This is a genomic window from Enterococcus sp. C53, from assembly GCF_040887425.1.
In the GTDB taxonomy this organism is placed as follows: Bacteria; Bacillota; Bacilli; order Lactobacillales; family Enterococcaceae; genus Enterococcus_B; species Enterococcus_B hirae.
On record NZ_JBFOFT010000018.1, the window covers coordinates 1 to 13,056 of the forward strand.

Genomic DNA, 13,056 nt, shown 5'->3' on the forward strand with positions numbered 1-13,056 from the left:
TATAAAAATAGCCCAATCTTCTATTAAAGAAGATTGGGCTTCATGGATATAATATATAGTTAAATTTATATTTATTTCAGCTAACTACTACTACCGGAAATACCGTTGAAAATGAATATTATAATTAACGTTATTCTAGTTGTTAATATAAGCAATTGCACTCCCACTACCAAATTTGATATCTGGCAAAGATCGTTTATATAAATTAAGTTCTCGCAAAGTATCTTCTCTATTCGATAATGCTTGAAATGCATAGCGTGTTCGGCCATTTTCAAATTTCTTCGATTCCGAATATTGAGAAGAAACTTTATATGCAGCAACAACCGCGTTGTCTGCTCCTGTATTAACAGCTATAACATAGCGAATTCGATTTATTTTATCGCGACCAATTACCCAGTTACCTAGCGTACGAGATTTTAAATTATCATCATCACGAAAACTGTCGTCAATCGGATATTCTTTTGACTCATCTTTACAAAGATTAAAAGCATCTCTCACTTTTACTGCTAAAATCAACTCATCTGTCGCTATTTCATTGATTGGCACCGGTTGGAATCCATATTGCTCTTCTATCTCTTCCACTAACATTGCCTTAGAACCATGCCCTTTTACTAAATTTGTCAAAGAAATTCCTTGAATCAGTTGAGCATAATTGATTAACGTATTCTCACTGGCATAAGCCTCGCTCTCAGTTAAACCATAACTAAGTATGTAACTTAGTATTTGTAGATTCATTCTGTTTATTTCTTGGATGGTTTTTATTTTCAATGTTTTAGCTGTTTCATTTTCTTCAAGTAAATCTGATTTTCTTAACATACTCATTGCCGCTTGACGATGGGCAAAAATACGATTTCCTTTTCCTTTCCCAATGTAAAAAGTCTGGTTGTTTCTAGGATCGACCAAGCAATAAACATAGTAAAGATGCTTTTCGTCTTTTTGCAACTCAGCTAAAGTAGACGTAGAAAATTTTTTTAGTTCACTCATTTGATACTCCCCTGTTTTACTATTTTTTCCCTGTCTTTAAAAAATTATCCCTATTTTAAATAATAGCAACAAGTACTGTTGAATTCGTAAAATTATTTTCAAAGAATTCATGATTTTGTTTAAGTATTTCCTCTGTACAATTAAAGTAAGCTATTGGAATCTCATTTAACATTTTTATCAGTTTCGTACTTTCTTTCTTTGCAATATTTTGAAAGATTTTTTCAATTTTTTTCTGTTCAATCTCATCACCTTTTATCTTTTGAAAACCTATACCTAAACCTGCTACAATAATATCTTCGCCATCTTTGTTCTTAGAAAATACAAGATTATTATTTAAAACTTTATTTATCTTCATTATTTCACCTCCTTACTTTAAAAACGACAAAAAAAGACAAGACCTAAACAAAGCCACTAAAATAGTCGCTTGGCCTAGGTCTTGCCTTCATTGAAGTCACAATCCTAACTCTAATAGGAATATAACACCAATGAAAGCGTTTGTCAATTTTCTATATAAAAATGCATGTAGAAGATATTATTTATCAAAAAAGTTTTCTGGGATCTCCGTATCAAAATCAAGTAACTTTTGGTACCAGAAATAACTGTCTTTTTTATAGCGCTTGAAGGTTCCATTGCCAAAGTCATCTAAATCAACATAGAGAAAGCCATATCTTTTAGACATTTGATTCGTAGATGCTGAGATCATATCCATTGCTCCCCAAGTACAATAACCTAAAAGCTCAATTCCGTCTTCTTTTACAGAGCGCAAAACTTCCTGAATGTGCTGCCGTAAATAATCAATACGATAAGTATCGTGAACTCGTCCTTCTTTTGTCAGTTGATCAGCGGCTCCTAAGCCATTTTCGACAATAAATAGTGGTTTATTGTAGCGGTCATACAGCTCTACTAGAGAAATACGTATGCCGACTGGATCAATTTGCCAGCCCCAATCAGTCTGTTGCAGATATTTATTGTACACACCTTTAGTCGTATTGGCCAAACTGACCTTCAATCCAGTAGTATCGGCTGCTGTACATACAGAAGAATAATAGCTGAACGCAATAAAATCAGCAGTATTTTCTGCTAAAAAGGTTGGATCGCCTTCAGAAAAAGACAAAGAGATATGCTCATTTTCTAATTTTTTCAATAGATAGGCTGGATATTCTCCACGTACTTGTATATCGCTGAATGCATACACTTCCCGCATCTGTAACATACTTTGCAGGATATTTTCAGGATGACTGTCGTAAGGGTAAATCGTTGTTTTCGTGATCATACACCCGACCTGCATTTTAGGGTAGTTCTTATGACAGTAATCAACTACGAGAGCAGAAGCGATAAATTGATGATGCATAGATTGATAGATTACTTCTTCAAAGTTTTTTCCTGTGAATCGATCTTTGACTAATCCTGCAGAAGCAAAAGGATGTCGAATGATACTGTCGATTTCATTAAACGGAATCCAATAATTCACATATTCGCTTAAGTAGTCAATCACGGTCGTTGCAAATTTTTCATATAAGGCAATCGTTTGACGATCATACCAAGAATCAGAATTTAAAACGATCGCTAAAGGCATATCATAATGAGAGAGCGTCACGATTGGTTCAATTTGATATTTTCTCAATTCCTTTACTAACTCCAAGTAATAGTCTAAGCCCATTTGATTGGGTTGGTCTTCGGTTCCCTCTGGAAAGATTCTTGTCCAGCCGATAGAAAAACGAAAGGCTTTTATCCCCATTTCTGCTAATTGCGCAATATCTTCTTTATAGTAATGGTAAAAATCTACTCCATAGCGTTTCGCCCAATTTTTATCATTCGTATCTGACAAGGCTTGTTCAATTTCTTCTGTATCTACTTCATTTACCTTTTTATAATCTTTTACATCAATCGCTGGTCGAAAACGTAAGCAGTCCGCTATAGACATCCCTTTTCCGTCTTCTTTCCAAGCACCTTCAATTTGACTGGCTGAAGTTGCAACACCCCATAAAAAATCATCGTTTACTTTATACAATCATCTTCCCTACTTTCTTTTTTAAGCAATCAGTAATAAATCAGAAGTATTTTCCACCTGATTTTCTTCCACTGGTAGAACTTCTAAAAAGTCATTGCTATTTGTCACAATGATCATTACAACCGGATCGTATCCTAACTCTTTGATCGCTTCTAGATCAAATTCCACCAATAAGTCTCCTGTTTTCACTTCTTGGTCTTTTTTAACTTTTCCAAAGAAATGTTCGCCATTTAAAGAAACGGTATCAATACCGATGTGGATCAATAATTCCACATCGTTGTCTAATTGCAGACCAATGGCATGTCCGGTATTAAACATCGCCGTGACTACAGCATTTCCTGGAGCAAATACTTTGCCTTCTGTCGGATCGACTGCCACTCCTTTGCCCATGATTCCACTCGCAAACGTTTCATCGTTTACTTCAGTTAATGGCTGAACATTCCCTTTGACCGGACTTTTTACCATATATTTTTCTGAGAGATTTATTTTTTCTTTTGAAGGTGTATCAGCAAATTCAGAATCATCAAATCCTAAAATCCATGTAGCAATAAAGGTAGCTACCGTCGCAATCACCATTGTTAAAATAGCAAACCAGATATAATTTTCTTCTTTAGAGATCCACATAGGAAGACTCAAAATCCCTGGTGTGACATAGATAAATGCCTTTAATTTTAATAGGCCTGCGACCAATCCGGCAACTGCGCCACCAATCATACTTGCATACATCGGTCTTTTCAGTTTTAAGTTTACGCCGTACATGGCCGGCTCAGTAATTCCTCCAAGAAAAGCGGTAATACTAGAAGAGAAAGCTAAAGATCTTAACTTGCTGTTTTTTGTTTTTAAAGAAACACTCAAGGATGCTGCCGCTTGGGACATATTGGCACATAAGGCAACCACACGGATAATTGGATCAAATCCTTGTTCTGCTACTAGTGCGATACTGATTGGACTTAATGCCTTGTGAATTCCGATAGAAACTAACCATGGATAGGCAGCTGCAAGAATAGGAATAGCAATAAACCCACCATGATTGAACAAGAACATGCTGGCATTTGCAACGCCTTGCGAAATAAAATCACCGATTGGACCAATCACAATGAATGTTAACGGTGTAGCAATCAGCATGACCAACATAGGTTCTGCAAATACTTTGATCATTTCTGGCACCACTTTACGAACACCTTTTTCAATGTAAGACATAATCCATACGGAAAGAATCGCTGGGACTAAAGTAGAAGAATATTTCACCAATTCCATGCCTATTCCTAAAAATTGAAAAGGTTCTCCTGCCGAAACCAGCTCCACCCAAGTTGGATGCACGGTTACTAATCCAATAAATGCGCCTAAATATTGATTGGCACCAAATATTTTTGCTGCTGAAAATCCCACATAGACAGGCATAAAATAAAAACCAGTATCAAAAATCATATTTAAAAAGACATAGGTTTGAGACTCATCGGATAGTATCCCCGTCAAGGTCAATACGAGGAGCAAGACTTTCCCCATCCCTGCGCCAGCTAGCAAAGGGATGACTGGGGAAATCGATCCCGTTATAGAACCGATGATCTTGTCAAAAAGTGAACGATTATCTTTTTCATTTCTTTCATTGGAAATATTCAATTTTTTAGTTAATTCGTTATATACCTGATCAACATTATTGCCGATCACCAACTGATATTGTCCAGCCTTTTTTACCAGCGAAAGAATTCCCGGAATATTTTTAACTGCTTCGTCATCCGCTATTGATTCATCTTTTAACACAAAGCGTAGACGGGTTGCACAATGGACAACAGACTGAATATTTTTTTCGCCGCCGACATTTTCAATAATTTGTTCGCACGTTTCTGGATAATTCATGTTTTTTCCCCCTCATTCAAATGTTTGGTTATACGTGAGATATGGATAGTTAAGTATAAAATTTCTTCATTGTCTAATTGATAGAGATACTTTTCTTCAATAAATGTTTTGATTTTCAGTGCACATAGATAAGCCTGAACACTCTTATTTTTGATGATCTCTAAAATCTCATTTTCTAAGTTGCCCATAGAGTTTCCTTTATCATGAGTGATTCGATAATAAAAGAGCTTTAAGTGCGTAACAAAGCGAAAGTAATCTATAGAATCTTCATCAAATTCTATAGAAAAATAGTATTTGACAATGTTTGACATCTGCTGGATAAAGGCTGTCATTTCATAAAAATCATCCATCCCTTTCCCAACTTCACAGCTGACAATATGCATACCGATAAAGCCTGCTTCGTCCTTGCCTAATTGAATACCGCATTCTTTTTCAATAATTTCTAATCCTTTTTCTCCAATCATAAATTCATTTGGATAAAAATGTTTGATTTCCCATAAAAATTTATTTTTCAAGAACACGCCTTGTTCGTACCTTTCAATACTTGAAGAAATATGATCTGTAAGAGACAAATAAATACTTTCATTTAGCACCAATTTGTATTCTCTTCGTGCATAAGAAATAATCTTTTCGGAAATTTCAATGTATTGGACAGGAATTTGCTGAACCATATCTGAAATCCGCTTTTTATCTCCCTTGTTTTCAGGAACAAAAATTTTATAAATCTTCTTTTTTTCGACCAAACTATTGATTGTCTTCCCATAAGCAATCCCTTTTCCTACGACGATTATTTCTTGGTTTTGTTCATTTTTAGTAATAATTGCATTATTATTTAGTTTCTTTTTGATTTTCATTTCAGTTCACCTCCTAAAAAAAAACAAAACCTATCAGACCCATTCTCTCTAAAAAATGGGTCTGATAGGTTTTGTGTAGTGCTGAATCATACTATAACAATCCTAATCGGTTCTATTCACTTAATAAAAAAATGATAGCGCTTATTTTTATATTTGTCAAATGTATTTTTTATATTATTTGAATAAAGCTTAGAAACATAAAGTCACTCGGACGAGAGTGTAAAATATTTTATGTAAATAGAAAAAAGGAAATCCCTTCTGTAGAATAGAGTTACCACAACACATTCACAGAAGAGAGGACTTTCCTATGAACGATTTTACTACAGAAATTCTAAAGATTCTAGCGAACAAAGGCGATTTAAATGAATTATTCCGTGTCCATTTGGAGAAAGCAGTCAATACGCTTCTCAAAACGGAGTTAACGGCTTTCCTAGATTACGAAAAGTATGATCGCATTGGTTTTAACACGGGTAATTCTCGTAACGGCTCCTATGACCCTACGGTCAAGACCGAGCATGGGGAACTTCATCTCCAGATTCCGCGCGACCGCAATGGCGAGTTCAAGCAGCAGACTGTTCCTGCTTATAGACGGACGAATGACACGTTAGAGGAGACCGTCATTCACCTCTTCCGAAAAGGTATTACCATGTCGGAAATCGCAGACTTGATTGAGAAAATGTATGGGCATCACTACACGCCCCAAACCATGTCCAATATAACAAAATCATTTACAGAAGAGGTAACGGCGTTTAAAGGGCGGGAGCTTCATGACCGTTATGCTGCTATTTATATGGACGCAACGTATATTCCGTTAAAGCGGAAAACCGTCGCCAAGGAAGCTATTCATATCGCAGTTGGCATTCGCCCGGACGGATCAAAGGAAGTATTGAGCTATGCGATTGCACCGACTGAATCCATCACGATTTGGGAGGAAATTTTATTGGACCTTCAAGAGCGCGGTTTGAAAAATGTCCTCCTGTTCATCACGGATGGCTTAAAGGGGGTGGTAGGAGCGATTAGTCGGTTCTATCCCAAAGCTCGTTTTCAACATTGTTGTGTACACGTTTCCCGTAATATCAGTCACAAAGTGCGTGTCAATAATCGTAAGGAAGTCTGTGATGATTTTAAAATGGTGTATCAAGCCTCATCTAAAGAGGTGGCGTTGGAAGCACGTGGTGCTTTTGCGAAAAAATGGAAAACCAGCTATCCAAAAGTGGTTGAATCGATTCTTTCGAACGATCACTTGCTCACTTTCTATGATTTCCCCTTGGCCATACGCAAGAGTATTTATTCTACGAACTTGATTGAATCCTTTAATAAGCAAATCAAGAAATACAGCCACCGCAAGGAGCAGTTCCAAAACGAAGAGTCGATGGAACGTTTCTTAGTCTCGTCTTTTGATACTTACAACCAAAAATTCCTAGGTCGCAGTCATAAAGGCTTTCATCAGGCCGAAGGCGAACTTGAACAAATGCTAAGCCAACTGATTGAGAATTAGAAACAATCTGCAGTAGGGAAGAATCATTTACACAAAATTATTGACGCTCCCCTTTAATAAAGGATAGGTACTTATTTTGATGAACCATATTCTGATTGATAAGACTACTTGCAAGCACATCACATGGATATTATTCATAATAAAAATAGTATAAAATTAATACTTGTAATTTTTTCCTCTAAACTCAAGAATAAACAATCTGATCGCTGTATCATTTTCTTTTTACTTTGGCTTCCCTTTGCTTTTTTCTTCGCACACTTAATTCTTAGATAATGCTTAATCAAATGATATCCAATTTTATTCCCCAAATTTCAAGTGCAAGTTAGCCACTTATTGAAATTCATTGGTTATTTAGTTTTTGTTGGTTATCTAGCGGCTAAGGATAGCTCCGATAGCTCGTTCAATAAACACTCACGCGGAGTGGCGTAACCCAATATTCTTCTCGGCAAATTGTTCATCCAATCCTGTACACGACGAATGGTAGTCAACGCTACATCTTCCATACGTGTTCCTTTCGGTATAAAACGGCGAATCATCCCATTATGATTTTCGTTGGTCCCTCGTTCCCATGAAGAATAGGAATGGGTGAAATAAACTTCCGTAATATCTTTAAGAAGTGTGGTTAGACCAGCGAATTCAGCCCCATTATCTGAAGTAATCGTTTTGAAAAGCACTTCGAAATCGTTGCCCGCAGCTTCTTTTAAAGCAGTCAGTGCACGATCAACTGGATTAGCTGCTTTTCCATCGATTTTGATGATTATTTCGTAACGTGTTTTACGTTCGGTCAATGTAAGCAATGCTTGGTCTTTGCCAACGCGCAGTCCGTTCACCGTATCAATTTCCCAATCACCAAAACGTTCACGAGTATCGACAATATCTGGTCGATTTTCGATCAAATCGCCGAGAATTTCTTTATTCTTCCTACTCTGTGATCGCTTGGTGTTTCGTCGAACCTTGAGATGCAGATCAATATTTTTTGTTTCCAGCCAGCCGAGATCAATATAGGTGTAAAGGGTTGTGGTACAAGGGATTGTCTCATTTGGAAATAAGCCGAGTTTCTTTGCACGACCAACAACGACATCAGGCGCTTGTTTTTCTGTCTTCATTTGATGATCGGCATACGCCATGAACTTTGGCGAAGAAACCCATTTCGGTTGTTTGCGAGAATTTGTTCGTGCGTTTTCGTAAGCGGCTTGACCAGCATCTGCGGAATAAACAAACGATTCATATTCGTAGGTTTTACCATTTTGGACTTGGCGCCTGATTTGGCGAACCGTACCGTCTTTTACTTCGCTATGAATGGTTTGAGGGGCACGTCCGAGTAATTTTGCGATTGCACGATTCGACAAAGGGCGATCGATTTGTTTCCAAGCTTCAATTTTATTTCGTTCTTCATAATCAAGGTGTTTGCCTTTGCGTAAAAATGTGGTATTCTCAGTTTGCGTCATTGTCATTTCATCCTTTATTGATTGTGTAGGAACTTCAATAATACATGAAATTGGGCAATGATGTTTTTTTATTTTATGAAGTGGCTAAGTTCATTTTAAAATTCGCCTCTAAAAACTATTTTCTAGTTTTTTCATTTAATTTGATATTAAATAGCCACATATTAATCAATTTTCATATTAATTATTCATCATATCAGCAAAGTCTTGACTAGTTCTCTCAACAGTACAATCCGAGTGACAATGTTAAATTATACGTACTATAATTCACTGATTCAGTTCTAAATAATAAGTAACAGTCGGTTATTATTAACACACCAATAGTATTGTACTGGTCAGAAAGTGGTGAGGAAGAATTAGGTTACTCTTTAGTTGCTGTTTATTCGGATGCAGAGGCACAAAATCATTTATCGAAGAATTTTTTTTCTTTACCATTAATTCAGGAGTACCCAAAGTGTTAATAACTAGTCAGAATCAAGGGAATCCGAATAATTACTTATACTTTAAAGAAACAGAGAATAAAGAGCTTAAAGATAGTTTTAGTAATATTGTGAATAGTAGTGTAACTTTAGATGATGTGAAATCAAATTTTACCAAAGATGAACAACTCAGCTACTTTATCAGCAACTATGGTTAATTGAGGCTATCTAACGACTGAAAATGATGGCAATGGTACAAGGATTACATATTATGTTGATGAGTCTATTCCAAATGATAAGCAAGCTATATCAGAAGCAATTGAACATCTGGAAACAATTAGTCTATCTGTTCAGCAGAAGGTTGGAGAAGGGATAACAGTAATTGATTAAGCTAGAAACCTTGAATTGTAGGTTTTCTGGCTCTTTGTCAATAAGGGCTGATGAGTTGTGCTAAATCAAATCTGGATCAGAATGAACTTCATTCTGGCTCAGATTTTTTGTTATCTTACTTTGATTAATTGATTGATCATATAAATCTGTATTCTCATATTCTCAAATGATTTAACCCCGTAGGATGCTCTTTTCAATGCCTTAATATGCGTGTTTTTTGCCTCTATTTTACCGTTATAATAAGGATAAAACATTTCATTTCGTATACCTTCTTTATTTTTGAGTAAGTTTTGTAATTTTTTTCTAAATTCTTTGCCTAAACTTTCTAGAAGATGTTCCAGTAATATCAAGGGCAGTTTAACATTGTAGGTTTGGGGAGACGGATGTTTTTTGGACCTTTTTCAACACATCCCTGACTCTTCCGACATTGAAGAAGAATTAATATTCCTAAAGATCACTTAATCCGTTGCTTATTCTGCCAATCGAATATCTCTTTATATATACTTTTTTATAAAAAATAGGTTGATGGGAAACCCTAAGATTTCCCATCAACACTAAATAGTATAGAACCATATTTTCGTTACAAGGTTAAGAATGACGACTATAGTTTTTCATCTACTAATTTTGTTTTATTGCTCTCCATGACTTTAAAAAATGGATAGTAGATGAAGATGCTGATGACGATCAACAGTAGGCAAAAGAGAATATTGCGCCAGTCCATACTTGAAAGATAAGCTTGTGCAAAAAAAGGTGTGAAGGAAGGATCGACGATAAATCCAATCCCAATCCATCCTAGTTGCTGAGCAAAGTAGGTCAGCAATAATGAAATGATGGGCGTAATCAAAAATGGAATTGCCAAAATAGGGTTAAAAACGATAGGTAATCCGAAAATCACTGGTTCGTTGATGGAACAGATTCCAGGAACCAATGACAATTTTCCAATTGTGCGATATTCGGGTACTTTGCTTCGCATCATCAATAAAACCAAACCCAAAGTACCACCGGCTCCACCAAGTACAGAAATACGGAACATTTGTAAGTTCATTAAGTGTGTCATGGTCTCACCATTTGCCAGTTGTTCAGCATTCAAACCAGTTTGAGCCATTCCCAATGTAAAGACGATAGGGAAAATAATTGACGAGCCATTGATACCAAATAGCCATAGGATGTTACCCAAAGTCACGATCAATAAGAAACCACCTAGACTGCCAGCGATGTTCGTTGCTGGAGTCAGGACTTCCATCACTGCTTCAGGGAAGATTTTGTTTGTTGCTGCCAAGAAAATCAGATTGATGCCATAAAAGATGAATATATTTGTCAGCAGTGGAACGAGCATATTGATAAAGGTTGCTACCATGGGTGGAACTGTATCTGGGAGTTTCAACTTAATATTTTTTACTTCAAATAGTCGGTTGATTTCCACTACTAGCAAGCCGATGATAATTGCGACGAACAATCCGTTTGTCCCAAGGAAATTAAGATTGATGGCACCTTCTTCCACTGGTGTACAAACCATTAGATAAATGACAGATGCAACCATGCCATTCATGGAAGGATTAATTTTGTATTCATTGGCAAGGGAAAATGCAATGCCAAAAACACTAATGAATCCGATGATTCCCATTGTCAAATTATAAGGGGCTGTGATGAGATCATAATTTGCTACGGCAAAATCTTTCCAGCTGGCCATAAATTTCATGAAAATATTAGCTGTATCTGGATTGTATTGATCAATATTGATGGGTGGATTTGCAAAAATCAGAAAAAAAGAACCGATAACAATAAAGGGTAGGCCAAACATCATACCGCTGGATATAGCTTTTAGGTGGCGCTGATTACCTATCTTGGCTGCGATGGGGCTAAGTATGTCATTCAGTTTCATGATAAACGCAGAATTTTCCATATAACTTCCTCCTATACTTGCCAAGGATTAAATGAAAACGTACTTGGCACGACGTGATCTGGATCATAGGTCTCGATGATTTTTTCGTATTGTTCCTTGTAGTCATTATCAACTTTTGCTTGGGGGATCACTTTACTTGCTTCATGCAAAAAGTGTTCTGAACCACGCCCCATTGCCTGTCCCCGAACAGTATGTTTATCCAGCGCAATATCAGGAATTTCTGGAATATATCCCATAGCGAAACTCTTGATAACAATGTTCTTAAGTAAATCCGATGAACGATCTTTTTCAGATTGGCATAGGTAACGAATCGCGTGGAAAAAATACATCGCACGATCGGATTCATTGTATTGGAATTCTTTGCGCATGGCGTTTAAGTTATTGATCATGATGGCGGCCATAGGATTGCCCATGCCCACATCCTCAACACTGATCGCCAATAGCCTTCTCCAGAGTTTCTCTTCAAATTGTGGTGAGGTGATATACATTTCATAAGCAAATTCACAGGCTTCTTTTTCTTTGCCTCGACGAATCGATTTCTGTAATGCTGAGATAGCTTCATCTCCACGTAAGCCGTTACGGGTAGTCATTTTTGACCACGGATCTTGAATAAATTTCGTTTCTGTCATAATATAATACTCCTATTAGATAAAATTTGAGGTGAATCTTATGGATGTTGAAATGCTTATAGATAAATACCAACTGAATGACTCAGAAGCTGAAGCCTTACGATTTATGAAAAAAAATCGTCAGTCTTTAAAAAATATTGGGATTCGTGACGTTGCCAAAGCATCGTATGTTTCTACTGCAACGATTATCAATATGGCGAAGAAAATTGGATATTCCGGTTATAGTGAGTTGGTATTTGCTCTAGGAAACAGCCAATCTGACATTACGATGCCAAGCACATTCTCCAATGAGGAGAAGGAAGCATTCATACATTTAATGTCTGCGTATCGCGATAAACGGATTATGATTCTTGGCTCAGGTTTTTCGCAAAATCTAGCCAATTATTTTTCGGAATCTCTTAATCTATATGGATTTCGTGCGACGGCCAATAGTCATTTAGAATTTCTTAGACAGCAAGTGCAACAAGATATTCTGCTTTTTATTATTTCCAATTCTGGTGATACAGTTCGATTAGCCGAATTAGCTAAAATTGCGAACGATCACTTTATCGATGTGATCGCATTTGTTGGGCAAAAAAATTCAAAAATCGGTACGCTGGCAACATTAACCATTAGCACGGAAACCTATATTCCACAAAAAATATCTGATTACCAACCAAATCTTTTCTTTGGCACGACACTGAATCAATTTGAGCTTTTGTTGAGCGCGGCGCTGAAGGCTATTTATAAATAGAAGAACGCTGTGGCCACTGTTTCTTCAAAATCTAGTATAAAGAATCTTTTTTAGAATGTAAGTGTTTTCTGTGTGTTCTGAACATGTTTAGGAATTTCCAAACTTGTTTAGAAAACTTTCTCATTCCCTCCGCTGTAGAATTGAACGCACCTAAAAAAATCTAAACCAAAATATCTACAAGCTTGGAAAGGATCATAGGTTGTTATTAAAAATAATTTTTATTTTTTTCTTATTAAGTAAGGTACATGATCCTATTTCAACCGTATTAAGACACGTTAAACTTTATCAGTGAAATAAAAATAGGCCTGATGAATCATTTCGATTCATCAGGCC

At 36.4% G+C, this 13,056-nt stretch carries 11 protein-coding genes and 1 pseudogene; 3 read left to right on the plus strand and 9 right to left on the minus strand.

All coding sequences use genetic code 11. From position 1 onward, the window contains the following. Nucleotides 1-135 precede the first annotated feature (135 nt). The 5 genes from AB3I42_RS13795 to licT all read right to left on the minus strand — a co-directional run bounded on the left by AB3I42_RS13795 (nucleotide 136) and on the right by licT (nucleotide 5,706). The gene (locus tag AB3I42_RS13795) at nucleotides 136-984 is read right to left on the minus strand and encodes a hypothetical protein (RefSeq protein ID WP_086317324.1); all 849 of its coding nucleotides are present in this window, start codon (nucleotides 982-984) and stop codon (nucleotides 136-138) included. Between the two features lie 55 nt (nucleotides 985-1,039). Continuing rightward, nucleotides 1,040-1,339 (minus strand): CAT RNA binding domain-containing protein, encoded by a 300-nt coding sequence (locus tag AB3I42_RS13800; RefSeq protein WP_086317322.1) that lies wholly within the window; start codon nucleotides 1,337-1,339, stop codon nucleotides 1,040-1,042. A 177-nt stretch (nucleotides 1,340-1,516) separates the two neighbouring features. Next, nucleotides 1,517-2,995: a glycoside hydrolase family 1 protein gene (locus tag AB3I42_RS13805; protein ID WP_086317320.1), complete on the minus strand. Its 1,479-nt coding sequence runs from the start codon at nucleotides 2,993-2,995 to the stop codon at nucleotides 1,517-1,519. 21 nt (nucleotides 2,996-3,016) lie between these two features. Then, on the minus strand, nucleotides 3,017-4,852 hold the full coding sequence (locus AB3I42_RS13810) for a PTS beta-glucoside transporter subunit IIBCA (protein WP_086317318.1): 1,836 nt from the start codon (nucleotides 4,850-4,852) through the stop codon (nucleotides 3,017-3,019). Then, nucleotides 4,849-5,706, minus strand: coding sequence for a BglG family transcription antiterminator LicT (licT, locus tag AB3I42_RS13815; RefSeq protein ID WP_002337037.1), 858 nt, complete (start codon nucleotides 5,704-5,706; stop codon nucleotides 4,849-4,851). The genes AB3I42_RS13810 and licT overlap by 4 nt, the downstream gene beginning before the upstream one ends. 307 nt (nucleotides 5,707-6,013) lie before the next feature. Here licT and AB3I42_RS13820 point away from each other — a divergent pair, with 307 nt between their 5' ends. After that, nucleotides 6,014-7,204, plus strand: coding sequence for an IS256 family transposase (locus tag AB3I42_RS13820; RefSeq protein ID WP_086317316.1), 1,191 nt, complete (start codon nucleotides 6,014-6,016; stop codon nucleotides 7,202-7,204). Nucleotides 7,205-7,569: 365 nt separating this feature from the next. On the opposite strand, the gene AB3I42_RS13825 is transcribed toward AB3I42_RS13820, so the two are convergent. Beyond that, nucleotides 7,570-8,652: an IS30 family transposase gene (locus AB3I42_RS13825; protein WP_086317314.1), complete on the minus strand. Its 1,083-nt coding sequence runs from the start codon at nucleotides 8,650-8,652 to the stop codon at nucleotides 7,570-7,572. Between the two features lie 406 nt (nucleotides 8,653-9,058). On the opposite strand from AB3I42_RS13825, the gene AB3I42_RS13830 reads away from it, so the two are divergent. After that, nucleotides 9,059-9,286, plus strand: a complete 228-nt coding sequence (locus AB3I42_RS13830) for a DUF4767 domain-containing protein (protein WP_086317312.1) — start codon at nucleotides 9,059-9,061, stop codon at nucleotides 9,284-9,286. Between the two features lie 282 nt (nucleotides 9,287-9,568). On the opposite strand, the pseudogene AB3I42_RS13835 reads toward AB3I42_RS13830, so the two are convergent. The 3 genes and pseudogenes from AB3I42_RS13835 to AB3I42_RS13845 form a co-directional block, all read right to left on the minus strand. After that, nucleotides 9,569-9,802: pseudogene (locus tag AB3I42_RS13835) on the minus strand (transposase); the annotation flags it as partial. A 257-nt stretch (nucleotides 9,803-10,059) separates the two neighbouring features. Next, the gene (locus tag AB3I42_RS13840) at nucleotides 10,060-11,361 is read right to left on the minus strand and encodes a PTS sugar transporter subunit IIC (RefSeq protein ID WP_002309705.1); all 1,302 of its coding nucleotides are present in this window, start codon (nucleotides 11,359-11,361) and stop codon (nucleotides 10,060-10,062) included. 11 nt (nucleotides 11,362-11,372) lie between these two features. Then, nucleotides 11,373-11,990 (minus strand): hypothetical protein, encoded by a 618-nt coding sequence (locus AB3I42_RS13845; RefSeq protein WP_002309706.1) that lies wholly within the window; start codon nucleotides 11,988-11,990, stop codon nucleotides 11,373-11,375. Between the two features lie 40 nt (nucleotides 11,991-12,030). On the opposite strand from AB3I42_RS13845, the gene AB3I42_RS13850 reads away from it, so the two are divergent. Further along, nucleotides 12,031-12,723 carry a MurR/RpiR family transcriptional regulator gene (locus AB3I42_RS13850; RefSeq protein ID WP_086317310.1) on the plus strand — a complete coding sequence of 231 codons (693 nt, stop codon included), beginning with the start codon at nucleotides 12,031-12,033 and terminating at the stop codon, nucleotides 12,721-12,723. Nucleotides 12,724-13,056: the final 333 nt, after the last annotated feature.